The sequence below is a fragment of the Listeria sp. Marseille-Q6474 genome (assembly GCF_946902005.1).
In the GTDB taxonomy this organism is placed as follows: domain Bacteria; phylum Bacillota; class Bacilli; order Lactobacillales; family Listeriaceae; genus Listeria; species Listeria innocua.
This window is the reverse complement of the sequence record NZ_CAMPPS010000001.1, coordinates 959949-983385: the sequence shown is the minus strand read 5'-3', so window position 1 is coordinate 983385 and position 23437 is coordinate 959949. Positions and strand designations below refer to the sequence as shown.

The window sequence follows — 23437 nt, the reverse complement described above, 5'->3', positions numbered from 1 at the left end:
AAATTAATTCTAGCTCGTTTTTTTAATGGATTCCTTCGCTTACAAGGAACCAATTCACTTGATTTGTATTGATAAAGTAAGTTAAGTCATATTTCGTTAACTCGATACATTTTTCGTTAAAAAGGTTTTTTAGGTCTGCTTTGGATAATTCGTGGATGCTGATGTTATTAATTTTTGCGTCGTCATCAAGACGAATTGATTCACCATTTACTGTATAAATCTCGATATACATCGTAACACCCCTTTCATAACTTACATTTGCTTATAATTTTCTTTGAAAACATCTAGTTGGTTAAGTGTTACAACGAGTTGCTGACTGAAAAGTGGCAGCGCTTGGATCTGGTCTAAGTCGCTTGCATAAGCAAAATCAGCTACTTGTAATACTAGTGTATGGAACGAGTCTGTCATTGTTTCATTTTGTTGTTTTAAGTAGGAGTTTTCTTGTTCCAACTCTTGATATTTTGTTTGAAGATCTTGATATTTTTTGTCGAGTTCTTCTTTTTGTACTGCAAGGGAAGAGAGTGAGTAGATGCTTTTAAGTAAGTCATATACGTTATTTTCTTCACCTTGATTTTCGCTTAAAAGTTGAACATTGCTTTTGACGCCGGAAAGTAGATCAACTAGATTTTTTTCGCGTGATTTGTCGTAGCTGATTTGTTCTTTGATGGAGGTTGGCGCTTTAAATTCAGCTGGAACGACTTTTCCGAAAATGTTGGTTTTTTCTTTTTTAGTATTCTTTTGTGTTTTTCTTTTTCTCCCTGGCTTGTTTTTCGGAATATCTTCTACTTGGATAAGCTCTTTTTTTAGTTTGTAATAGGTGTTTTGTAGTTGGCTTGGTGTCTTTGGAAAAATCCGCAAGTCGTTTAGGCTAAGCATTTCAGAAATATCAAGGACCTTCATATCTTCTAAAATAGCAATTTGGTAACATGCAGAAAGTAGTTCTAATTCGATTTTTAACCAACTAATATTGGAATGCATATATTTTTCGATTCCACCGTGTTCTTCAACGGCTTGATAAAATTCAGTGAGTAATTGGTAGATTTCTTCGGCAGTTTGTTCGTTAATGCCAGCTTCTGAAGCCATTTTTTTAATTTCAGTAGCAGATGAATTCCCCGGCTCATCTACTTGTTTTTTGATTTCTTGAAGTAATTTTCTTATTTCTGATTTAGGCATACAATCACATACCTCTCTATCCTATAGTATTATTGATTTTCTGTTTATTTTTATAATAACAATATATGTTAGTTGTGTAAAGGGAACGCGAGTAGGTCAAAAGGATTGGGTATGAAGAACCTTTTTTTAAGTTAAATAGAAAAATATAAATCGAATAATGAGAAGTTTTCCTTTGATACAGCTGTTACGCTGGCTGTTTTTTTATTTTTACACACAATTTCATTTTTTAAAAAAAGTATAGATTTTTTCTGGATTTGGTGTAAAATTTTATATTGCAGTTACAAAAAACACTTTATTGATATATATTTTGAAAAAATGATTTATTTTTGTAATCTGATGAAGGGAGTGAAAGGTGAATTTACCTTACTTGAATGGAATATTTTTTATCACTTTTAAAAATTATTGTACTTTTAGCAGTACTTGCTGGAATTTCTTATTTTTTAGTTAAGAAAAATAAGCAAGCGAATCGCACGAGAAAAAGCGAAAATGACCTAATAAAGTTGAAAGACACTCTCTTAATCTCTCATCAGTTACGTGCAGTTCTTCTGGAGGCAGACGGGGAAAAGGTGCTGGCTATTATTTCTAACAATGATATTCGAACGGTGTCATTAAAAGGAAATAATATCCAAAATGAGGCACTTTTCCGAGAATTACTTTTGAAAGAGGAGACTAAGGAAAATGCGTAAAATAGCTTCTAGACGAGTGTTTCAAGTATCTTTTGTTGTTATTTTTGCAATTTCATTGGTTTTCTTTTGGCCCGGCGTGAATGTTCATGCGGAGAGTTGGCTTGATTCTCTTGGTGTAAATGGGACAGACGGGGTTAATTCTAGTGTTGCCCTCTTTGTTTTAGTCACGGTTCTTTCGTTGTCTGCATCGATTGTATTAATGTTCACACACTTTACTTACTGTATTATTGTCCTTGGCTTAACCAGGCAAGGACTTGGTGCAACTAACTTACCGCCCAATCAAGTGCTTGTAGGGCTGGCGTTATTTTTATCTTTGTTTATGATGCAACCTTTAATTACAGCTTGGTATGACGATGTATATAAACCCTCGCAAAAAGAAGAGTGGAGTGCGTCAAAAGTTTGGGACGAAACACAACCACTTCTAACAAAATATGTTGCAGAAAATACATATAAGCATGATATTAACATGATGTTGAAAGCAGAAGGAGAAGACCCGGTTACAAAAAAAGAAGATGCACCTCTTATGGCCTTAATGCCTGCTTTTATTTTGACACAGATTACCCAAGGATTTTTAACTGGGATGTTTATATACTTGGCGTTTATTTTTATAGATTTAATTGTTAGTACGCTACTTATGTATCTTGGGATGATGATGGTGCCGCCGATGACCATTAGCTTACCGTTTAAGATTCTTGTTTTTATTTTCATTGGCGGATACGGACTGATTACCAACATGATTTTTCAAACAATTCACTTTTAAGGGAGTAGCAAAATGAATTTAACGCCGATTACGCAAATTTTTCAAGATTTTTTCTATAGTGGGCTGGCGCTTATTTTGCCGGTGTCGCTCATTTGTATCGTGGTCGTGATTGTGGTAGCGATTTTGATGGCGATGATGCAAATTCAAGACCAATCGCTGACGTTTTTACCGAAGATTATTGCTTTTGTAGTGGCGCTCTTTATTCTTGGACCGTGGATGTTTGAACACATGACGGATTTATTTGTAGGAATCTTTTCCAAATTACCCCTGATGATTAGGGTGTAAACATGGAGTTTGAATTTTTCCTTGCTGTAGTGATTGTTTTCAGCCGAGTTGCCAGTTTTTTATTTTTCTTTCCGCTTTTAAAAGGACGTAACATTCCGAACAGTGTCAAAGTTGTTTTTGGGATGGCGATCTCTATTCCAGTTGCGACAGGGGTCGATGTTTCTGGTATTACGACATTACCTGATTTGCTACTCCGGGTAACGTCTGAAGTGGTATTTGGATTAGCACTGGCGAAATTGGTGGAAATTATTGCGGTAATTCCAAAAATGGCCGGTTTTATGATTGATTATGATTTAGGATTTTCGCAAGTAAACTTGATTGATCCTTCTTACGGGACGCAAAACTCGATTACTGCTGCGATTTTAGATACTTTCTTTGTAGTGATATTCTTGTCACTTCAAGGCATGGATTACTTAATTTATTACTTAATGAAATCGTTTGAATTTACGGCTTCGGTTTCGATTTTATTTGAAAAAGGGTTTATTGATTTGCTGCTTGGGACGCTTGGTTTTGCGCTCGCATCAGCGGTTTCGATTGCACTTCCGATTATGGGTAGTATTTTTATCGTTAATATCATTCTTGCTTTTATCTCTAAGAGCGCTCCGCAAATCAATATTTTTATGAATGCGTTTATTATAAAAATTACGTTTGGGATTTTCATCCTTGCGTGCGCAGTTCCTATCTTGAGTACAGTTTTTAAAAATTTGACAGATGAGATGATTCAACAATATGTGTCGTTTTTTGATTATTTACTGAAAAAATAGGGAGGAGAAAAAAGCTTGGCGAAGGATAATAAGACGGAAAAAGCAACGCCGCGCCGCATTAAGAAAGCTCGAAACGAAGGTAATGTGGCGAAAAGTAAAGAACTTAATAATGCTTTTTCACTGCTGATTGTAGCTGGGCTTCTTTATTTTTTTGGAGAAATGTTTATTAAAAACACGATCCAAGCATTTGTTGCTCTTTTAAAACAGCCGCCGAAGCTTGCTAGCATGGAAAGTTATAGTTTGTTTTATTTAATGGAATTTGGCAAAGTGCTAATGCCTGTCATGGTGATGGTGGTTATTTTCGGTTTAATGAACTACGGGGTGCAGGTCGGGATTTTGTTTTCCGCGAAGGCTGTGAAACCTCAGTTCAAACGACTGAATCCGGCGAACTATTTTAAGCGTGTGTTTAGTGTGAAGGGGATTGTCGAGGTTGTTAAAGCATTACTTCTAATCACATTACTTTCTTATGTGGCTTACATTGGCTTTCGGGATCACTTAGATACACTCATTAGTTACACTGGACAAAATTGGCTCTACTCACTCAGTCAAATTTTCGCTTTATTCAAAAATGAATTTCTAGCTTTATTCCTAGTAATCGCAGTAATTGGGCTGCTCGACTTCTTTTACCAACGCTACGATTATAAAAAAGGCTTACGGATGTCAAAGCAAGAAATTAAAGACGAAATGAAGGATTCGGAAGGGCGCCCGGAAGTGAAACAACGCCAACGAAGCATTGCACGGGGTCTTCTCCAAGGTTCGATTACGAAAAAAATGGCGGACGCAACTTTTGTCGTTAATAATCCGACGCATATCTCGGTCGTGATGCGCTATGACAAAACAAAAGACCATGCGCCAAAATTGCTCGTTAAAGGGGAAGATGAGCTGGCACTGTTTATAAGACAGGTGGCGGATACGGACGGGGTACCGATGATTACGAATAGACAACTGGCGCGAAGTATTTACTATACGACGAATCCAGATGAATACATACAAGAAGATTTATATAAAGATGTTATTGAAGTGATGAAAGAATTGATGGACGCAGACAAAATCAAGTTCTAACAACATATGAGCGACCTTTCTAAACTTAGAAAAGGCAGGTTTCAAAATGGGGAATTTAGGTGCTATAAAAAAATATTTTGCTATCTTGATTGCGGTCTCGTTTGTTATTGCACTTATTGTGCCATTACCTCCATTTGTGTTGGATTTAGTGCTTGTGACGATCTTGGCGTTCTCAGTGTTAGTTTACATGCGTGCCACATCAATTAAAGATTGGAATGAATTGAAGTCATTTCCGTCTTTACTACTTTTGATGGGGATATTTCGTGTTTCGATTAATATTTCTACGACGAGGGCGATTTTAACTACAGGAGATCCGGGTCAAGTAATTAAACAGTTCGGGAACTTTGTTATTGGCAGTAATTTTGTTGTTGGGATTGTAATTTTTATTATTCTAATCGTCTTTCAGTTTATTGTGGCAAATGGTTCATCGCGGACAGCTGAAGTTGCTGCCAGATTTACGCTTGATGCTTTACCTGGTAAACAAATGGCGATTGATGCGGATCTGAATCAACGTTTGATTACAGAGCCGGAAGCGAAAGAAAAACGCGCATACTTGAATATGGAAACCGAATTTTACGGGGCAATGGACGGAGCTGGGAAATTTGTAAAAGGGGACGTTCTTTTTACCGTTTTGCTAGCTGTTGTCAATATCGTTTTTGGTTTAATTGTCGGAATGGTTCAAGGCGGACTGTCATTCGGAGAGGCTGCGGTTAAATATACGGAGTTAACTATCGGGGACGGTATCGTGAGCCAAATCGGTTCACTACTAATGGCGATGTCAGCCGGGGTTATTGTTACTCGAGTATTTGATGGCTCGGATGATAACGTTGCGGTCGGAATTTTTAAAGAATTAATGCAAAACTCGGTGGTTGTATATACGCTTGCTGCAATGTTTATCTTAATGGGCGTATTTAGCCCACTCCCTGCGATTCCTTTTGTCGGAATTGGGATTGTGCTTGGTATTATCGGTTACCGTACGCAATTTAATTTAAAGAAAAAAGAACAGTTGGAACTGGAAAAAGAAATGGAGCTTATCCAGTCGGAAACAAGCTCTGCTGAAGCGGAACACAATCAAGCATTTGGGGCAGCACGCGAGAAATTCCCAGTGGTGGTCGAACTCGGCTTAAATATCGCGGCACTCGTGAAACAAAAAATGAATGGTGAAACGGCAAAAGATAAAGTCGTCTTGATGCGAAAATCGATTTTACAAGATTTAGGCATTGGCGTTCCTGGGATTAATTTTAAAGATAATACAAGTTTTCAGCCGCGCGGAAAATACGAAATTAAAGTAAAAGGTGTTGCGGTTGCGAGCGGGGTTTTAAAAGCAGGACATTTATTAGCGTTAAAAACACCAGGCGTGATGATGGACCTTGACGCTGAGCCGACGAAGGATCCGATTTTCGGGGAAGATGGTTATTGGATTTTGCCGGGAGAGTTGGAAGATGCGCAAATGAAAAACTATCAGGTGCTTGAGCCGCTGAGTATTTTAATTACCCATCTGGATGTCGTTTTACGGAAAAACTTACATGAACTACTGATGCGCCAACAAATTAAAGATTTAATTGACGGGCTTGCTGATGAAAACCAAATTTTAATTGATGAAATTAAGAAAAAAGAAATTGATTATTCGTTGATTCAAGGGGTACTTAGACAACTTTTGAAAGAAGGTATTTCAGTTCGTGATTTACCAACGATTGTCGAAGGAATTATTGACGGACAAACAATTTATCCGAATGATCTTGATGGAATTACAGCTTTTGTCAGAGAGCGGATTTCAAAAGTCATTTGTGAGCAAGCAAAAAACCAAGATGGCAAAATTTACGCGCTACTTTTACAAGATTCGATTGAAATGGATACGGAAATTGTTAACACGCCGTATTATGGCTACGCGCTGAACTGGGCGCTCGATAAAGAACTGCCAATCATCCAAAAAGTTAGAGATACCGTAAATAAAGCGCAACTTACTGGACGCGAACCAGTCATTTTAACAAGGCGGAAAGATTTTCGTTTTGGCTTTGTACGAGTTCTAGAAAGGTATCAATTGGATGTACCGGTGCTCTCTATTAGTGAACTGTCGCCGGAAACGGAAGTGGAGCAAATTGCGTTGATTGAACCAACTTGATGAGGGAGGTAATCCGTAGAAATGGGAAAACATTTAGTGGAAAAGATGGAAATTTTTAAGGCGAATTCCAAGCGAGAAATACATAAAAAAATTCGCTTAGTGACGAACGAGCCATATAAAATTACAGATGAACGTGTCACAAAGCTTGGGATTTTTAAGAAACAATATGAAGTGACGGCGGTCATTATGAGCGAAGTAGCGATAGCAGATGGTCGAATGGACTTCCAAGAAACCTTTCAAAAATCAGTTGTGAAAACGAGACCAAAAACGGACGATTTATTAAAAAAAGAAAAACTACTAGAGATGCTTGCTGCGGGGGCGGAACTTGCACAGTCAACGCCACTCCTTGAAGAACGTAAAACGCAAGAAGAAGAGCTTACAACTATGCGCCTTGAGCTGGCGGCATTAAACCGCGAGCTTGCTGTAAAAATGCGTGAGGAACGCGAGCAAAACAGTGATTTCGTGAAATTTTTGAAGAGCCGCGGAATAAGCGATACGTATGTGGCGGACTTTATGCAGGCGGGACGGAAACAGTTTAAGCAAGTGGAAACAGCTCATTTAGACGATATTACCGATTGGTTCGTCCCGTATTTATCAGGAAAATTAGCGGTGGAAGATTCATTTGACTTAAGCAACCACCGAATTATTTCTTTAATTGGGCAAACTGGTGTTGGGAAAACGACGACACTTGTAAAACTAGGCTGGCAACTTTTGAAGCAAAATCGCACAGTTGGTTTTATCACAACAGATACTTTCCGTTCGGGTGCGGTAGAACAATTCCAAGGTTACGCGGATAAACTTGACGTCGAACTCATTGTTGCGACAAGCCCTGCTGAACTGGAAGAAGCTGTGCAGTACATGACGTATGTTAGCGGTGTGGATCATATTTTGATTGATACGGTTGGCAGGAACTATTTGGCGGAGGAATCGGTGAGTGAAATCGCTGCATATACGAATGTTGTTCATCCAGATTTAACTTGTTTTACATTTTCTTCTGGTATGAAAAGTGCTGATGTGATGACGATTTTACCAAAACTAGCAGAAATTCCAATCGATGGTTTTATTATTACAAAAATGGATGAAACGACCCGAATTGGTGATTTATACACGGTAATGCAAGAAACGAATTTGCCGGTACTCTATATGACTGACGGGCAAAATATAACCGAAAATATTTTCAGACCAAAAAGTCGTTGGTTGGCAGAACGATTTGTTGGGACGGATAGGAGGCAGGTACTGGAATGAAAGGATTATACATTGGAGCAGCTGGAATGATGAACTATATGCAACATATTCAGGTTCATTCTAATAACGTGGCAAATGCGCAGACGCCAGGTTTTAAATTTGATCAGCTCACAAGTGAAGTTATTTCTAGGAATAAGGTGAACTATCAGAACAGTCCTGTCGCTAGGCAAGTTGGAACGATTGATTACGGCGTTCGACCAGCGGCGACACATATTAATTTAACGGCTGGATCAAGTTATATTACGAACCGCGACCGAGATTTCTTTATGCAAGACACAAATCCAGAACAAGGTAGTAATTTTTTCATTACTGCCAAAAATGGTGAGATTTCTCTTTCAAGAGGCGGACAGTTCCATACTGATCAATTTGGTTTTTTGCGGACGGCAGATGGCGCCAATATACTCAGCTCAACAGGAGAAGCGATTCAAGTTGGCCAAAAAACAGCTATCCGAGCCGAAGCAAACGGTGATCTATATAATGCAGAAACTAATCAATACTTGGGACGTCTTGGAACAAAATTTGTTTCAGCCGATCAAGTGGACAGCTTAGTGAAAGACGGAGAAGGAAGACTTCACGTCAATGGAATAAACACCATGAATCTACCAGCTGGACAAGGGAATATTCAAAACGGTGTACTGGAAACGTCCAATGTCGATTTAGGCGTGGAAATGGTACAACTGATGGATAACCAGCGTATGGTACAAGCTTCAAAAAATGTCGTGAATATGTTTGACAAAGTATACGACAAAGAAGCAACCGGATTAATTCGTCAGTAACGACCTAGCTAAGGGGAGGGGAAAAAGAATGATTCCAGATTTGGAGAAGGATTATCTTTACTTTACTCGTGTCGTCAAAAGGGACTTAGGTTTAGATTTAACGCTTTATAAAGAAACACAAATGAAACGGCGGATTTTATCTTTTATCGTGAAGAAAAAATATATTACATTTGGAGAATTTTTCAAACATCTCAAAAAAGATGCATTGCTTTTAGATGAGTTCATTAGTTTGATTACAATCAACGTTTCTGCTTTTTTTCGGAACCGCAATCGTTGGGATGTGCTAGAAAAACAAGTGATTCCGAGACTGCTTGAAGATAGTCGCGGGAAGCTTCGCGTGTGGAGTGCGGCTTGTTCATCAGGGGAAGAGCCGTACTCGCTAGCAATTATGATGGAACGTTCGGTGGGCACGCGGCACTATGATATTTTGGCAACGGATCTCGAACCAGCTATTTTAAAACGAGCAGTCATCGGAGAATATCAAAGCCGCCAAATGGAAGAATTAAACGAACAAGAACGACGTAGCGCATTCATTGAAAAAGGGGATACATATCAGATTTTACCTGAATATCGTAAAGCTATTCGTTTTCGACGTCACGATTTGCTGACGGATTACTACGAAAAAGGTTTTGACTTAATTGTCTGTCGCAATGTGCTGATTTATTTCACGGCAGAAGGAAAACATCAAGCATATCAAAAATTTGCAGATTCACTAAGACGTGGCGGTGTTCTTTTCATCGGAGGTTCAGAGCAGATTTTGAACCCGGCTGACTACGGGCTGGCCACATTAAATAATTTTTTCTACATAAAAACCTAGCAAAAACGAAATGGAGTTGGTTAGATGGGACGAATGGAAAACATTAAAAATTTAGCGTTTTTTGAGGACAAACCAGGACTCGCAGAACAAATTTTAATGCTTGAAAAGAAAGAGCAACTTTTTTTACCAAATGAATTTGAAATTAGACAAACAGTTGGCTATGAAATCGGGGATAAAGAAGTCATTCTTGGTCGGCTCGAGTCGTTTTATTTTCTCGCTTTAAAAGGTGTTAAAGAAGATAATTACCGCTCGCAAGCATTTGCCAGTGAAGCGGATGCCAAAGCGTTTTTCGTTCATTTACCAGAAATGGAAAACGAGTTAATTGCTTTTTGGTTAAATGAAGTGGAATTAGTTCGCTGAAAAAAGTAGGTGGGAGATGAAGTAACGTGGAAATAACAACGATTATAGGACTTGTGTTGGCAGTGATAGTCATTGCAGGTTCGTTTATGATTCAAAATATATCACTGGCGATGTTATTTAGCGCTGAAGCTTTAATTGTCATCATTCTTGGGACAATTACGGCTGTTATGATGGCGCACCCATGGAGTGATGTAAAAGTAGTGCCGAAACTGTTTAAAATTCTTTTCACTAAAGAAAAGATGCCAGACAAAGTAGAGATTCTTGTTCAGTATAAAGAATATGCCGATGAAATTAGGCGTAGCGGCGTACTTGCGCTAGAAGACTCTGTTGATGAAATTGAAGATCCATTTATGAAACGAGGCATGCGTCTAGTAGTAGATGGACAATCTTCCCCAGAATTTTTACGGGATGTTTTGGAAGAAGAAGTTGCGAGCATGGAAGAACGTCATGCTGCTTATGCCAAGATTTTTGCATCAGCCGGAGCTTATGCGCCGACGCTTGGTGTACTTGGAGCAGCAATGGGACTCATTCATGCGATGGGAGAAATGTCGAATCCAGATAAGCTTAGCGAAGCAATAGCCGCGGCGTTTGTTTGTACAATTTTCGGTATTTTCACCGGTTACGTGCTTTGGACACCATTTGCCAATAAATTAAAAGTAAAATCACAAAAAGAAGTGCATTTGCGATATATGATGATTGAGGGAGTCGTCGCGCTTCAAGAACGAAATGCACCACGTGTTGTGGAAGAACGTTTATTATCTTTTTTAAGTCCAAAAGAGAAAGATGTGCTGCGAAATGGAAAAGGGAAGAAAACGAGAGAAGTGGAGGAAATTGAGCGTGGCCAAGCGTCGCAAGAAACCGCAGGAGGAACACGTTGATGAAACGTGGTTAATTCCATATAGTGATTTGCTGACACTTTTACTTGCGCTATTCATCGTTCTGTTTGCCTCCAGTTCCGTTGATGCTAAGAAATTCGAACAAATGGGAAATGCATTTAAGAAAATTGTTGAGGAAGGCGCGGCAGGCAATCAAGCATATGTATCCAAAGAAAAAGGACCAGATGATCCAAATGTGAATGCAGTCTTGAAGGCGATGGAAGAGCAGGATAAAAAGAAAGAAGCAAACGAACAAGAGAAAGCCAAAAAAGCAGCAGCTGCCTTACTTAAAAAGCAAAACGAAGAAAAGATTGAAGCATTTAAAAAACAAATCGATAGCTATATAGCAGCAGAGCATTTGGGAGCAAAAATTACGACGAAATACTCAGACGAAGGGCTTTTAATCACCATTCGCGATGATATTTTATTCCAATCTGGTAGCGCAGAATTATCTGCAGACAAACGCGAGATAGCCAAAGAAATCGGCGAACTATTTGCGCAAGGTAAAGGAACGATGGAAGGTATTGTTTCCGGACATACCGATAATGTGCCAATAAGTACATCGATATATTCCTCCAACTGGGAACTAAGCGTCGCGCGTGCTGTTAATTTCATGGAAGCAATTATTCAAGAAAACAGCGAAGTCAACCCAGGTGAGTTTAGTGCTCGTGGTTACGGAGAATTCAGACCCGTCGCCAAAAATGACATTGCAACAAATCGCGAAAAAAATCGGCGTGTAGAAATCATGGTGCGCCCAATTAATCGCGATACACTTGATGAAGATAAGTAGGTGAGTTGATTGCAACTTTTTTTAAGCGGTTCCCATACATTAACAGATTATGACAAACAAGAAATACAAGCATACCTAGAAAAATTTGCACCAGTGAACCATATTCACTTGCTTTGTTATAAATCAATTGAAAATGAAGTTTTACAATATTTTCTAAAAAAAGAGCATTTGGCTCCGCGGTTGTCGATTTATACATTTGCATCAAAAGAATGTTTACCAGAGCCATTTTTATCCGCGATAGACTACTTGGAGCGCCTAGGCAGTAGCTATCAATCATTTGGTTATTTTGATACGGTAATTACCAAGCCGACTTATGAGAAATTCTTAGCACAAATTATTAATAAAATGGATTTGGTTTGTTGTTTTTATAACGGGGATAAGCCGACTGATGTGATACCAGTCGATGTAGCAAAATCGTTCGATGTGCAAAGTATGATTTATGATTTACCTAAAGCGAAAAAACATCTACTACACCGAGCGAGCAGCGATAAAATAAAATTAGTGAATTAATTGATAGAAAGAGGGAAGATTCATGCGGCCGTTAATTTCGATTTGTATGATAGTCAAAAATGAAGCACATATTTTAAGACAAAGTTTAGCGTCTTTTAGAAAATTTACAGAAGAAATCATTATTGTAGATACAGGTTCCACTGACGACACCAAGGAAATCGCAAAAGAATTCACTGATTTTGTCTATGACTTTGAATGGACAGGCAACTTTTCTGATGCAAGAAACTTTGCAGCTAAACATGCAACGGGAAAATGGATTTTAGCCATTGATGCAGACGAATGTTTAGAAGAAGAAAGTTATCGCAAATTAGAAAAACAATTAAAATCACCAATCGAACCAATTCAAATGGCACAAATTATTAGTTTTACAGGGGAAAAAGGGCGAGTGACAACAACGAACCAAATGGCGCGGGTTTATAAAAATGATGGGACGATTTGTTTCCGCGGCGTCATTCACGAACAACTAGAGGCAGTCGATAAACATGCGATTGAAGCAGGTCTTGCCGAAGTAAAAATTTATCATTATGGTTATATGTCTGAAATTGTTGAAAAACAAGACAAATCAGACCGTAATTTGCGCTTATTAGAAAAAGAAGTTAAAAATAATAAAAACAGCGGCTTTGTTCACTTTAATATTGGGCAGGAAATGAATCGCCTTGGAAACAAAAAAGAAGCTTTGAAAGAATTTTCGGAGGCCTTCCGTTTACGTGATAATAACCATTATATTTGGGCAAAACTAAGCGCCTATCATATTTCCGAACTACTTGAACAAGAAAAACGCTACGATGAAAGTTTGGCAATTATTGAAGAAGCGAAAGTCATTTGGCCGAACGTACCAGAATTTCCACTGAAAAAAGCAAATATCTTATACGTTAATCACCAACTCGAGGATGCGAAAGAAATTTATAAAAGTTTGCTAGAAAATACTGCGATCGACTATCAACCAATTGTTTTATACGAAGCAACGAACTTTATGCCGCACAAAATGCTTGGAACGATTTACTTAGAAGAAAAAGATTACACACGAGCAATGACTCATTTTTCCAAAGCATATGCAGAAAATAGTTCTGATTACGGCGTGATGTTCCAAATGATCATGTTACTTAGCAAATTCCATCAACCAAAAGAAATTTTCGCATTTATGGAACGTCATAACTTTATTTCTAGTACGGAAACAGGATTGCGGTTACTTTCGATGACAACACAACAAGGATACGCAGAGTTATCTGAACTCATCGTTCAGTCACTAACGGATGTTTACCCGCCAGTCGCAGAAGCTACCGAAGTGAAAATCGCGACCATTCGTAACGTCTTCCCAGTAATTAGCGAATCGGCCATTTTATTCGGGATTAAAGAAGAATTAATTGATGCTGCTGACTTATGCTTGTGGCACTATGAAAATCCACAATTACCAATCGAACGCGTCATGAAAAATAGCGATGTTGGAGAAATTTATGATTTTATCTTTGAAAACGGTCCGAAAATCAGCAAAAAACGTTATTTATTTGTATTAGAACGGGCGATTGCGCTTGGGAAAGGCGAGTTTGCTGATTACTTACTTGCGCTTCGAAATGTCTACCATGATAGCATTAATAGCCACATTGCTGACTTGTTCTTCCAATATGATTTTGCCGATATTGCGCTTGATTTTTACAATATCGTCGACGCAGACGAAGTGACTAAACAAGGCTATATTAACCTCATCAATTATTTAGTAGATGCCGATGTACTGGATGAGGCGCTTGCGATTGCAGAACGAGGTATCGATAATTTTAGTACCGATTTCCGTTTCTACCTTTGGGCAATCAAAATTGATACCGAAAACCGCGCGAATCGTATTAGCGAAGCAATGGACGAATTCCCAAATAATCGCTATTTAGCAAAATTGTTAGATGAAGTTACGATGCTACAAGATACAGTTACAAACAATCGATAGGAGGCCAGTAATATGACAGAAGAAAAAGGAATTTTACTACAAAGTGGAACAAATGAATTAGAAATTGTTACTTTTACAGTTGGCGAAAATTTATTTTGTATTAACGTTTTAAAAGTGAAAGAGATTATTCATCCGCTAGAAGTGACGCCCGTACCAGATTCGAATCCGGCAATTGAAGGCGTTTCCCAAGTTCGCGGCGAAATCATGCCAGTTGTCAATCTTGCGCGTGTGATGAAATTACCAGAAATCGAACCAGAAAATACGAAATTCATTATCACAGAACTAAACCAAATGAAAATCGTTTTCCGTGTCGACGAGGTTCACCGTATTCAGCGCATTTCTTGGGAACAAATTGAAGAACCAGAGAAACTATCGATTGGCTTAGAAGAATTAGCTGTTGGAATCGTGAAGCTAGATGGTAATTTAGTACTCTTACTTGATTATGAAAAAATCATTTATGAAATTAGCGGAAATGCCGATTTTGCCGTTACTGGTGAAGATCGTATTACTCGAAAAGTAAACCGCGAAGAGAAGACTATTTTCATTGCCGAGGATTCGCAAATGCTACGTCAATTACTGGAAGATACACTTCATGAAGCTGGCTATACCAATCTGCAGTTCTTTGCTAATGGTCGTGAAGCCCAAGAACATATTTTCAAATTACTCAAAGAACAAAAAGAGCAAACGTTTGAAAATGTTAACTTATTAATTACAGACATCGAAATGCCACAAATGGACGGACACCATTTAACAAAAGTAATTAAAGAAGATGAAATTGGTCGTGAATTACCAGTTGTTATTTTCTCTTCCCTAATTACAGAAGACCTGGAACATAAAGGTGCTGGGGTTGGTGCGGACGCGCAAGTAAGTAAACCGAATATTCACCAACTCATTAATATTTTGGATGAGCTCGTTTTATAAAAAGAAGTGTTTGGACAATTTTTCTGTTCAAACACTTCTTTATTTTATTTAAAAAAATAATTTATAAAAACGGAAAAACGTTGATGTATAGCAGTTTAACCATTTTTATATAAATAAAAATAACTTATTTTTGCATTTTTAACAAAAAACATTTGATTTTTTAAAAAAATGAAGATATAATAAAGCATATAGAGAAGAGAAGTCTTTTCTAAACCGAATGTAGGAGGGAAACACAAATGAAAGTAAATACTAATATCATTAGCTTGAAAACACAAGAATATCTTCGTAAAAACAACGAAGGCATGACTCAAGCGCAAGAACGTTTAGCATCTGGTAAACGTATTAACAGTTCTCTTGATGACGCTGCTGGTCTTGCAGTTGTTACTCGTATGAACGTTAAATCTACAGGCTTAGATGCAGCAAGCAAAAACTCATCCATGGGTATTGACTTGTTACAAACAGCGGATTCAGCTCTTAGCTCCATGAGTTCAATCTTGCAACGTATGCGTCAATTAGCAGTACAATCTTCTAACGGTTCATTCAGTGACGAAGATCGTAAACAATATACTGCTGAATTCGGTAGCTTGATCAAAGAACTTGATCACGTTGCTGACACTACTAACTACAACAACATCAAATTACTAGATCAAACTGCTACAAATGCTGCTACTCAAGTAAGCATCCAAGCGTCTGATAAAGCTAATGACTTAATCAATATCGATCTTTTCAATGCGAAAGGTCTTTCTGCTGGAACAATCACTCTAGGTAGTGGTTCTACAGTTGCTGGTTATAGTGCATTATCTGTTGCTGATGCTGATTCTTCTCAAGAAGCAACTGAAGCTATTGATGAATTAATCAATAACATCTCTAACGGTCGTGCGCTTCTAGGTGCTGGTATGAGTCGCCTTAGCTACAATGTATCTAACGTGAACAACCAATCCATCGCAACTAAAGCATCTGCTTCCTCTATTGAAGATGCAGATATGGCTGCTGAAATGTCCGAAATGACTAAATACAAAATTCTTACACAAACATCTATCAGCATGCTTTCTCAAGCAAACCAAACACCGCAAATGTTAACTCAATTAATTAACAGCTAATAACATATCAAATTCATTTATCGAACATTGTTTACCCTTTGCCTCTCGTCACCCCGGACGAGAGGCTTTTCTTTTGTTTTATAAAAATATTTTCGGATTGAAATTATGGCCCAGAGCCAATGTTAAGCTGGTTAACTATTTTTTGAATAATTTTATTATAAAAAACGGATATTTTTTAAGAAAAAGGTAGAAATTGTCTTATTTTTATTATAAAATGATATTATGCGATTTTTTTAAAAAATATTTATAGGTATAGGAATGGGAGTTGTATTTTATGTTGAAGTTGTTGATTGTCGACGATGCAATGTTCATGCGTACGATGATTAAGAATATCGTGAAAGATAGCGATTTTGAAGTAGTTGCAGAAGCGGAAAATGGACTGGAAGCAGTGAAAAAGTACGATGAAGTAAAACCGGATATTGTAACACTTGATATTACAATGCCAGAAATGGACGGCTTAGAAGCACTTGCGCAAATTATGGCAAAAGATCCATCTGCTAAAGTTATTATGTGTTCGGCGATGGGCCAACAAGGCATGGTTGTTGATGCCATTAAAAAAGGTGCCAAAGACTTTATCGTAAAACCTTTCCAAGCGGACCGGGTTTTAGAGGCGTTAGAAAAAGCAGCTAAGTAGAGAAATGGAGGTGGATAGCATGACTACAAATATGTTAGACCTGTTTATAGAAGAAGCTTCAGAACATTTACAGGCGCTAAATGATAATCTGTTACAGCTTGAGAAAGACCCGACGAACGGTCAGTTAGTAAGTGAAATTTTCCGTTCAGCACATACATTTAAAGGGATGTCCGCAACGATGGGCTTCCAACAGGTGGCTGATTTAACGCATGCAATGGAAAATGTACTAGATGAGGTACGCAATAATCGATTGGCTGTAACAGAACATTTGGTAGACATTATTTTTACATGTACATCTCATTTGGAAACAATGGTTTCGGATATCCAGCACGGCGGACAAGGCGCGGCGGATATTTCAAAAACCGTAGCTGACTTAGAGGCGCTTTTACATCCAGAACAAGAAACTGGTTTAGCCGTAGAAGAAACTTATCGTATTAGCATTCAAATTGAAGAAGCAGCTATTTTGAAAGCAGTGCGGGCAGTGATGTGTTTAGAGCGACTTGCAGAAATTGGAATTATCTCAGAAACATCACCAGATAGAGAAGCAATCGAGCTAGAAGAGTTTGAACAGACGTTTGAAGTAGTTTTAGAAACTGCGCAAACAAAAGAAGAAATCGAAGCGGTTATTCTAGATATTTCTGAAATCGAAAAAGTGACAGTAACAGAAGAAGTGGAAGAAGTTCAGATTATTGAACCAATCAAAAAAGCCGCAAAACAAACAACCAAACGATTAGAAAATAAAACCATTCGTGTACAACTTGAAAAAATCGAAAAGCTAATGAACGTTTTTGAAGAAAGCGTCATTGAACGGGCGAGAATTGATGAAATCGCAGAAAAAACCAATAACAAAGAATTGATGGAGCATCTAGGACGATTCAGCTCCATCTCAAAAGAAATCCAAAATGGTTTACTCAACATGCGGATGGTACCAGTAGACAGTGTTTTCAACCGTTTTCCAAAAATGGTACGTACGCTTGCCAAAGAATTAGGCAAGAAAATCGATTTAGTTATTGAAGGCGCTGATACGGAAGTCGACAAAATCGTCATTGATGAAATTGGTGACCCACTTGTTCACTTAATTCGTAATTCAGTAGACCACGGCGCAGAAACAGTGGAAGTTAGACGTAAAAATGGGAAAAATGAAACCGCCACAATTAACCTAAAAGCTTTCCATAGTGGGAACAATGTTGTGATTGAGATTGCCGATGACGGTGCGGGAATCAATAAACGCAAAGTCTTAGAAAAAGCAATTGCGAAAAATGTCGTTACAAGAGCAGAATCAACCAAAATGACGGACGCGGAAATTTTTGATTTATTATTTGATTCCGGTTTCAGTACCGCGGATCAAGTATCCGATCTTTCTGGCCGAGGCGTGGGACTAGATGTTGTCCGTAATACGATTCTCAAAATCGGCGGAAAAATCAGCGTAGAATCAAGTGAAAACGCTGGTTCGACGTTCCGAATTGAGATTCCGCTGACATTATCGATCATCCAATCGATGCTCGTTGCAACATCAGAACGTCGCTATGCGGTACCGCTGGCAAACGTGGCCGAAGCCATCACAATTAATCCTGCAGACATTCAACACGTTCACGGCAAAGACTTAATCAACTACCGTGAAACCATTATCGAAGTACTCGATTTAGGCGAATGCTTCCATGAAACACCTTTGAACGATACGGATGAATTACTATTACTCGTCGTGAAAAATGCCAAGCGAACTTTTGGACTTATTATTAAAGATATTATCGGTCAACGGGAAATCGTTTTAAAAACACTTGGCGGCTTTTTCAGCGAAAGTCAAATTGCCTTTTCTGGGGCAACGATTTTAGGCGATGGCCGTGTCGTATTAATTTTAAATTTAGAAACATTTTAAGGAGGGACCATGATGGAACAAGTATTTCAAGTAGAACTTCCTGAATGGGAACCGAAAGAACCGAGCCAAGAAGGACGCGAAAAAGGCTCTATCCGTCAAGTAGACAATATTGGCGTTAACTTAATCGTCCGCCTTGGAAAAAAAGAAATGCCAGTAGGGGACATTGCCGAGTTAAGCATTGGCGATGTCCTCGAAGTGGAAAAGAAACCTGGCCACAAAGTCGAAATTTTCCTCGATGAAAAGAAAGTCGGCATCGGTGAAGCTATTTTGATGGACGAGAACTTCGGAATCGTTATTTCAGAAATCGACTAAAGAAAGAGGGCAAGTGATTTGAAGCAAGAGGCTTACAACGCAGTGAAGATGAAAGTGGACCAAGAGAAAACGGCCATTTTAAAAGAATTGCAATTATTACTATCCAAACGGGAAAAAGTTACAGAAAAATTAGCACACGAAAAAGAAGTCTATTACTCCAGAACGAAAAAAGAAAGACTCCAAGTGGCGGTATTAGCCGGAAGCATGCAACTTGATGCCTTTTCCCCGAGCCGCATTCAACAAATGGAGCGAGAAATTCACCAAATTAGCCAGTACATTAAAAGCAATGAACAAATCTTAGAAAAACTCGAGGAAAAAGGGAAACAGGCGAAAAAAATGTACGATGACACAAGAAAAAAATGGCAACAGCTTGAAAATAAAAAAGAAGAACAACTATTACGCGATTTGAAAATGGTGCTATTAAAGTAAAAGGGAGGAAAACTCATGCTAATCCCAGATAATTTGCTACAACCACTCGTCGGAAAAAAAGAAATCGAACCAAAAGAAATGTTAGCAGAAGAATTAGTAGAATTACCTTTTATTTCACTTTTAATGGAAAATAGCCCTGCGCCGCTCTTAAAGGGAGAAGCGGGAAATGAAGAGCTAGCCACCATTCCATTAAAGGAAATCGCACCACCACTCGTTTCAGCAAAATTACTTGAAGGTGAGCCGGAGACCAAACTACCGGATGCGCCACTTGAGCTGAAAGAAGTTAAAGACACACTTGCGGCAATCGCCAAACAAGCAATTGAACAACCAAAAATAGAAAACGCCCCGCAAGCCGTGCAAACTCCAGTAACAAATACACCGAATGAACCCACAAAAAATGCTACCAGAGAGCAACAACCGCCACCAGAACTTACCATGCCCACAAAAGAATCACCTAAGTTAGCGGAAACTGTGGCCAAAAATCAACCAGTCCTAGCCAAATTACCTCAAGAAAAAGAAGTCGTGCAACTTTTTAAAGCGAGCATTAAAGAACCAGTAATAGCAAAAGAAGAAGTCGCTGTCAAAAAGCCAGCTGAATCAAGTAATATTTGGCACGACACGGCAAAACAACTCACACCAGCTGCCAAACCCGAAGTACCAGTAACGCTGAAACAACTCGATAAAACCATCACCGACCAAATCGAACAGTTGCAAAAATTTCAAGTAAAGCAAAATAAAGCCTTTTTCGCGATTCAACCAGAGTCACTCGGAAAAGTAGAAGTTTTACTTAAAAAAATGCCCGATAAAATATTTGTACATATCGAATATCAGGAGCAAACAGCGAAACAAAAACTCGAACAGATGGCGCAAGATTTGCATAATCGCTTTCGAGATCGCGGTGTAGAAGTTGCCGTAACAATGACCGAAAAACAAGCACCAAAAGAAAATGGTCAAGGGTCAGATGGACGACACCAAGGCGAATCTAAAAAAGAGAAAGAACGCGAAAATCCACATCAGGAAAGAGCTAAACAAGAAGCATTTGATTTAGAGGAGGAGACGTAATTTGGACGGAATTAGTAGTTTATCAGGAGCGAGTCAGGATACGAATAATGCAGTAACATCAAGCGTATCAAAAACCCTTGGCAAAGATGACTTCATGAAACTATTTTTAACAAGTTTACAATACCAAGACCCATCGAGCCCGCTTGATACGAATGAAATGATGTCACAAATGGCGCAACTTTCCTTAATGGAACAAGTTGCCAATATGACCACTGCCGTAGATAAGCTATCTGAACAAGCACAAAACTCCGCCTTACAATCCGCGGTTAATTTCATCGGTAAAGATATAAAAGGAGTTTCACTAAACGGCGAAGTAATTAGCGGCCAAGTCGAAAGCGTTCAACAAACGACAAACGGCGTCATGCTGAAAATAAAAGACCAAGATAGCCTCGTGCCAATGACTTATGTAACAGAAATTAATTAAAAATTTGGGAGTGTGAATTATGAATCAAACTATGTATACAGCTATTTCTGGGATGAATGCGTTCCAACAAGCATTATCAGTGACATCAAATAATATTGCCAATGCGAACACGACAGGATATAAAAAACAAAGCGTCGTTTTCAATGATTTACTTTACCAAAACACAATGGGATCTGTTGCAGGCGGACTTTATGCAGGAACAAACCCAATGAGCTTCGGTTCCGGTTCGAAAATTGGGGCAATTTTAACCGATTATACAGCAGGTTCTCCGACATCAACTGGCAGAAACAAAGATGCAGCACTACAAGGCCGCGGCTTTTTCATTGCTGGCGATAACGCTGGTGGGAATATCGTTTACACACGTGACGGTAGCTTTGCAGTATCTGACAATAACTATTTAACAACGCAACAAGGAAAATACGTTATGGGATATGCAACAGATAAAAATGGCAACGTTTTAAACGGAAACTTGCAACCAATTCAAATCCCATTAAATAGCGCAATTCCTGGCGAAGCAACAAAAAATGGTAGCTTAAGCGGTAACATTCCACTTGATTGGGGCGAAAAAGATACGATTTCTTCCGAGCTTTCTGTATACGATAATGCTGGTGGAAAACATAAACTTCAAGTCAATATGAAAGCTGCGACACCAGATGCGAGTGGCAATGTTTCCTATGAATATGAAATTCAAATGGACGGAAAAGCCTTAACTCCTCCAGTAACAGGAACACTTAATTACAACGCGCAAGGCGAACTTACAAACCCTGATGCACTTAAAAACATTCAAATCAATTCCACTGTTAACGGCAAACAAGTCAATATGGGCTTAAACCTAAGTGGCTTAACAAACTATGGTACAAACCAAGTATTCTCACCAACTTCTGACGGAAAAGGCGCTGCAACTGTAAAAGACTACGCAGTTACCGATTCTGGTTATATTGCAGTGAGTTACTCAGACGGTACAGTTATCCCAGTTGCCCAACTTGCGGTTGCTACTTTCTCCAATGAAGACGGCTTAGTCAAAATGGGGAACGGCGAATATGTTCCAGGATTATCTTCTGGAGATGCAGTTTACGGCGTTGCTGGCCAAAATGGCGCAGGTGGAATTAGCGGCTCTTCATTAGAAGGCTCAAACGTAGATTTATCCCGCGAATTCGTTAACTTAATGACGTATCAAAGTGGTTTCCAAGGCAATACAAAAGTTATCCGTGTTGCAGATGACGTGATGAAACAAATTGTGAACTTGATTCAGTAGGGAGTTTAGCTAAATGAAAATTAATCATACTATTCCACTCAGAATCGACTTCGAGTTAGGACGCACGAAACAGCCAGTCGGTAGTTTGCTAGATGTAAAAAAAGGGACCGTTTTTCGGTTAGAAGATTCAACAGCCAATGTGGTTAAAATTACAATTTCAGGCAAATGCATCGGTTACGGCGAGATTTTGACAAAAGACGGCAAGATGTTTGTCAAAATAACGAAATTAGGAGAGGGAAGTTCTTCATGAGAGCTAGGGAGTGACAAAAAATGAGCGATAAATTAAGTCAAGAACAAATTGACGCCCTGCTTTCCCAAATGAGTGAAGGTAAGGTAGTTGATGAAAGTACGGAAATTGGCGACTTTGGGCGCTTTCATCCCTATGACTTTCATAAACCAGAGAAATTTGGTGCTGAACACCTCGAAAGCTTAAAGACGATTGCATCAGCATTTACGAAAAAAAGTATGGAGTTTGTTTCCCAGCGTATCCGGATTCCAATTCATACCGAAGCAACCCTTGCAGATCAAGTTTCTTTTGCGAGCGGTTATATCGAAACAATGCCGAACGATAGTTACATTTTCTGCATTATTGACCTTGGGAATCCGGAGCTCGGCCAAATTATTATCGAACTCGATTTAGCCTATATCATTTATATCCATGAATGCTTATCTGGCGGAAATCCAAAACGAAAATTAAGCGAGCGCAGACTATTATCCGTTTTTGAAGAATTGACGTTAAAATCTATTTTAGAGAAATTTTGTGAAGCACTTAAAGATAGCTTTAAATCAGTGCATCCAATCTCACCAGAAATCGTTAATATCGAAACCAATCCAGCGCTTCTACGTGTCACATCACCAAACGATATGATGGCGCTTGTGAGTGTCGATATTAAATCGGAATTCTGGATTAGTACGATGCGCATTGGCGTACCATTTTTCTCGGTGGAAGAGATTATGAATAAACTGGAAAACGTTGTTGAATATACGTTTGATAAAAGACGGAACTTTGATGCGGAAGTCGAACAAGAATTGCATCAAGTTGAGAAAGAAGCGCGCATTCGGGTGGGAGAAATTAAAACAACATGGAAAGAGCTTAATATGCTGGAAGTTGGCGACGTGCTTCTAACAGAAACTCATATACGTGACACACTTAAAGGTTACGTCACCGAAAAATGGAAATTTGAATGCTATATGGGAAAAAGTGGTAACCAAAAAGCCGTTAAATTTATGCGTCATACAGGGCGAACAGAGCAGGAGAGGTAG

Annotated in this window: 27 protein-coding genes; 25 read left to right on the top strand and 2 right to left on the bottom strand. The window is 38.7% G+C overall.

What is annotated here, in order from left to right:
• Nucleotides 1–22 precede the first annotated feature (22 nt).
• Nucleotides 23–232 (bottom strand): lmo0673 family protein, encoded by a 210-nt coding sequence (locus tag OC533_RS04955; RefSeq protein WP_003721793.1) that lies wholly within the window; start codon nt 230–232, stop codon nt 23–25.
• A gap of 20 nt (nt 233–252) precedes the next feature.
• Nucleotides 253–1173 carry a motility genes transcriptional repressor MogR gene (mogR, locus tag OC533_RS04950; protein WP_194319989.1) on the bottom strand — a complete coding sequence of 307 codons (921 nt, stop codon included), beginning with the start codon at nt 1171–1173 and terminating at the stop codon, nt 253–255.
• Between the two features lie 371 nt (nt 1174–1544).
• Between mogR and OC533_RS04945 the strand changes: the two genes are divergently transcribed.
• From OC533_RS04945 to fliM, 25 genes are all read left to right on the top strand, one after another.
• Nucleotides 1545–1859, top strand: a complete 315-nt coding sequence (locus tag OC533_RS04945; RefSeq protein WP_003765560.1) for a hypothetical protein — start codon at nt 1545–1547, stop codon at nt 1857–1859.
• On the top strand, nt 1852–2619 hold the full coding sequence (locus OC533_RS04940; protein ID WP_003760928.1) for a flagellar type III secretion system pore protein FliP: 768 nt from the start codon (nt 1852–1854) through the stop codon (nt 2617–2619). The genes OC533_RS04945 and OC533_RS04940 overlap by 8 nt, the downstream gene beginning before the upstream one ends.
• Before the next feature lie 12 nt (nt 2620–2631).
• Nucleotides 2632–2904 carry a flagellar biosynthetic protein FliQ gene (locus tag OC533_RS04935; RefSeq protein WP_003718817.1) on the top strand — a complete coding sequence of 91 codons (273 nt, stop codon included), beginning with the start codon at nt 2632–2634 and terminating at the stop codon, nt 2902–2904.
• A gap of 2 nt (nt 2905–2906) precedes the next feature.
• The gene (locus OC533_RS04930) at nt 2907–3668 is read left to right on the top strand and encodes a flagellar biosynthetic protein FliR (protein ID WP_003724417.1); all 762 of its coding nucleotides are present in this window, start codon (nt 2907–2909) and stop codon (nt 3666–3668) included.
• A gap of 15 nt (nt 3669–3683) precedes the next feature.
• A complete protein-coding gene (flhB, locus tag OC533_RS04925) occupies nt 3684–4730 on the top strand; it encodes a flagellar type III secretion system protein FlhB (RefSeq protein ID WP_003770881.1) in 1047 nt (348 codons plus the stop codon).
• Between the two features lie 46 nt (nt 4731–4776).
• Nucleotides 4777–6852 carry an FHIPEP family type III secretion protein gene (locus OC533_RS04920; RefSeq protein WP_003765567.1) on the top strand — a complete coding sequence of 692 codons (2076 nt, stop codon included), beginning with the start codon at nt 4777–4779 and terminating at the stop codon, nt 6850–6852.
• Between the two features lie 21 nt (nt 6853–6873).
• Complete coding sequence (flhF, locus tag OC533_RS04915; RefSeq protein ID WP_003770884.1) at nt 6874–8097, top strand: flagellar biosynthesis protein FlhF; 1224 nt, start codon at nt 6874–6876, stop codon at nt 8095–8097.
• Entirely contained in the window at nt 8094–8873 is a 780-nt protein-coding gene (locus tag OC533_RS04910; protein ID WP_003760936.1) for a flagellar basal-body rod protein FlgG, read from the top strand. Before flhF ends, OC533_RS04910 begins: the two co-directional genes overlap by 4 nt.
• Nucleotides 8874–8901: 28 nt before the next feature.
• The gene (locus tag OC533_RS04905) at nt 8902–9690 is read left to right on the top strand and encodes a CheR family methyltransferase (RefSeq protein WP_003760937.1); all 789 of its coding nucleotides are present in this window, start codon (nt 8902–8904) and stop codon (nt 9688–9690) included.
• 24 nt (nt 9691–9714) lie between these two features.
• Nucleotides 9715–10050: a DUF3964 family protein gene (locus OC533_RS04900; RefSeq protein WP_003760938.1), complete on the top strand. Its 336-nt coding sequence runs from the start codon at nt 9715–9717 to the stop codon at nt 10048–10050.
• A gap of 26 nt (nt 10051–10076) precedes the next feature.
• Complete coding sequence (gene motA, locus OC533_RS04895) at nt 10077–10928, top strand: flagellar motor stator protein MotA (RefSeq protein WP_003760939.1); 852 nt, start codon at nt 10077–10079, stop codon at nt 10926–10928.
• Nucleotides 10888–11715: a flagellar motor protein MotB gene (locus tag OC533_RS04890; protein WP_003760940.1), complete on the top strand. Its 828-nt coding sequence runs from the start codon at nt 10888–10890 to the stop codon at nt 11713–11715. The genes motA and OC533_RS04890 overlap by 41 nt, the downstream gene beginning before the upstream one ends.
• A 9-nt stretch (nt 11716–11724) precedes the next feature.
• Nucleotides 11725–12225, top strand: coding sequence for a hypothetical protein (locus tag OC533_RS04885; protein WP_160464122.1), 501 nt, complete (start codon nt 11725–11727; stop codon nt 12223–12225).
• Nucleotides 12226–12247: 22 nt separating this feature from the next.
• Complete coding sequence (locus tag OC533_RS04880; protein ID WP_010990558.1) at nt 12248–14161, top strand: glycosyltransferase family 2 protein; 1914 nt, start codon at nt 12248–12250, stop codon at nt 14159–14161.
• Nucleotides 14162–14173: 12 nt separating this feature from the next.
• Nucleotides 14174–15082: a chemotaxis protein gene (locus OC533_RS04875; protein ID WP_003760944.1), complete on the top strand. Its 909-nt coding sequence runs from the start codon at nt 14174–14176 to the stop codon at nt 15080–15082.
• A 236-nt stretch (nt 15083–15318) separates the two neighbouring features.
• A complete protein-coding gene (locus OC533_RS04870; RefSeq protein WP_003738355.1) occupies nt 15319–16182 on the top strand; it encodes a FliC/FljB family flagellin in 864 nt (287 codons plus the stop codon).
• Between the two features lie 274 nt (nt 16183–16456).
• A complete protein-coding gene (locus OC533_RS04865) occupies nt 16457–16816 on the top strand; it encodes a response regulator (protein WP_003721812.1) in 360 nt (119 codons plus the stop codon).
• 19 nt (nt 16817–16835) lie between these two features.
• A complete protein-coding gene (locus OC533_RS04860; protein WP_070753496.1) occupies nt 16836–18692 on the top strand; it encodes a chemotaxis protein CheA in 1857 nt (618 codons plus the stop codon).
• A gap of 12 nt (nt 18693–18704) precedes the next feature.
• Nucleotides 18705–19004, top strand: coding sequence for a flagellar motor switch protein FliN (locus OC533_RS04855; protein WP_003724429.1), 300 nt, complete (start codon nt 18705–18707; stop codon nt 19002–19004).
• An 18-nt stretch (nt 19005–19022) separates the two neighbouring features.
• Nucleotides 19023–19433 (top strand): hypothetical protein, encoded by a 411-nt coding sequence (locus tag OC533_RS04850; RefSeq protein ID WP_010990560.1) that lies wholly within the window; start codon nt 19023–19025, stop codon nt 19431–19433.
• A gap of 15 nt (nt 19434–19448) precedes the next feature.
• On the top strand, nt 19449–20495 hold the full coding sequence (locus OC533_RS04845; RefSeq protein ID WP_185562538.1) for a flagellar hook-length control protein FliK: 1047 nt from the start codon (nt 19449–19451) through the stop codon (nt 20493–20495).
• A gap of 1 nt (nt 20496) precedes the next feature.
• Nucleotides 20497–20919, top strand: coding sequence for a flagellar hook capping FlgD N-terminal domain-containing protein (locus tag OC533_RS04840; RefSeq protein WP_003760952.1), 423 nt, complete (start codon nt 20497–20499; stop codon nt 20917–20919).
• Between the two features lie 19 nt (nt 20920–20938).
• Entirely contained in the window at nt 20939–22174 is a 1236-nt protein-coding gene (flgE, locus tag OC533_RS04835) for a flagellar hook protein FlgE (protein ID WP_003721818.1), read from the top strand.
• Between the two features lie 13 nt (nt 22175–22187).
• The gene (locus tag OC533_RS04830; RefSeq protein WP_003721819.1) at nt 22188–22424 is read left to right on the top strand and encodes a flagellar motor switch protein FliN; all 237 of its coding nucleotides are present in this window, start codon (nt 22188–22190) and stop codon (nt 22422–22424) included.
• Nucleotides 22425–22444: 20 nt separating this feature from the next.
• Nucleotides 22445–23437 carry a flagellar motor switch protein FliM gene (fliM, locus tag OC533_RS04825; RefSeq protein WP_003765817.1) on the top strand — a complete coding sequence of 331 codons (993 nt, stop codon included), beginning with the start codon at nt 22445–22447 and terminating at the stop codon, nt 23435–23437.

Excerpts from the sequence above, each read along its gene's own strand:
- OC533_RS04955 (WP_003721793.1), bottom strand. The coding sequence starts at position 232 with ATGTATATCGAGATTTATACAGTAAATGGTGAATCAATTCGTCTTGAT.
- OC533_RS04880 (WP_010990558.1), top strand. The coding sequence starts at position 12,248 with ATGCGGCCGTTAATTTCGATTTGTATGATAGTCAAAAATGAAGCACAT.
- OC533_RS04920 (WP_003765567.1), top strand. The coding sequence starts at position 4,777 with ATGGGGAATTTAGGTGCTATAAAAAAATATTTTGCTATCTTGATTGCG.
- OC533_RS04865 (WP_003721812.1), top strand. The coding sequence starts at position 16,457 with ATGTTGAAGTTGTTGATTGTCGACGATGCAATGTTCATGCGTACGATG.
- OC533_RS04830 (WP_003721819.1), top strand. The coding sequence starts at position 22,188 with ATGAAAATTAATCATACTATTCCACTCAGAATCGACTTCGAGTTAGGA.
- OC533_RS04940 (WP_003760928.1), top strand. The coding sequence starts at position 1,852 with ATGCGTAAAATAGCTTCTAGACGAGTGTTTCAAGTATCTTTTGTTGTT.
- OC533_RS04905 (WP_003760937.1), top strand. The coding sequence starts at position 8,902 with ATGATTCCAGATTTGGAGAAGGATTATCTTTACTTTACTCGTGTCGTC.
- flhF (WP_003770884.1), top strand. The coding sequence starts at position 6,874 with ATGGGAAAACATTTAGTGGAAAAGATGGAAATTTTTAAGGCGAATTCC.
- OC533_RS04900 (WP_003760938.1), top strand. The coding sequence starts at position 9,715 with ATGGGACGAATGGAAAACATTAAAAATTTAGCGTTTTTTGAGGACAAA.
- OC533_RS04910 (WP_003760936.1), top strand. The coding sequence starts at position 8,094 with ATGAAAGGATTATACATTGGAGCAGCTGGAATGATGAACTATATGCAA.
- OC533_RS04855 (WP_003724429.1), top strand. The coding sequence starts at position 18,705 with ATGGAACAAGTATTTCAAGTAGAACTTCCTGAATGGGAACCGAAAGAA.
- OC533_RS04870 (WP_003738355.1), top strand. The coding sequence starts at position 15,319 with ATGAAAGTAAATACTAATATCATTAGCTTGAAAACACAAGAATATCTT.
- mogR (WP_194319989.1), bottom strand. The coding sequence starts at position 1,173 with ATGCCTAAATCAGAAATAAGAAAATTACTTCAAGAAATCAAAAAACAA.
- fliM (WP_003765817.1), top strand. The coding sequence starts at position 22,445 with ATGAGCGATAAATTAAGTCAAGAACAAATTGACGCCCTGCTTTCCCAA.
- flgE (WP_003721818.1), top strand. The coding sequence starts at position 20,939 with ATGAATCAAACTATGTATACAGCTATTTCTGGGATGAATGCGTTCCAA.
- OC533_RS04945 (WP_003765560.1), top strand. The coding sequence starts at position 1,545 with ATGGAATATTTTTTATCACTTTTAAAAATTATTGTACTTTTAGCAGTA.
- OC533_RS04845 (WP_185562538.1), top strand. The coding sequence starts at position 19,449 with ATGCTAATCCCAGATAATTTGCTACAACCACTCGTCGGAAAAAAAGAA.
- OC533_RS04860 (WP_070753496.1), top strand. The coding sequence starts at position 16,836 with ATGACTACAAATATGTTAGACCTGTTTATAGAAGAAGCTTCAGAACAT.
- OC533_RS04935 (WP_003718817.1), top strand. The coding sequence starts at position 2,632 with ATGAATTTAACGCCGATTACGCAAATTTTTCAAGATTTTTTCTATAGT.
- OC533_RS04930 (WP_003724417.1), top strand. The coding sequence starts at position 2,907 with ATGGAGTTTGAATTTTTCCTTGCTGTAGTGATTGTTTTCAGCCGAGTT.
- OC533_RS04875 (WP_003760944.1), top strand. The coding sequence starts at position 14,174 with ATGACAGAAGAAAAAGGAATTTTACTACAAAGTGGAACAAATGAATTA.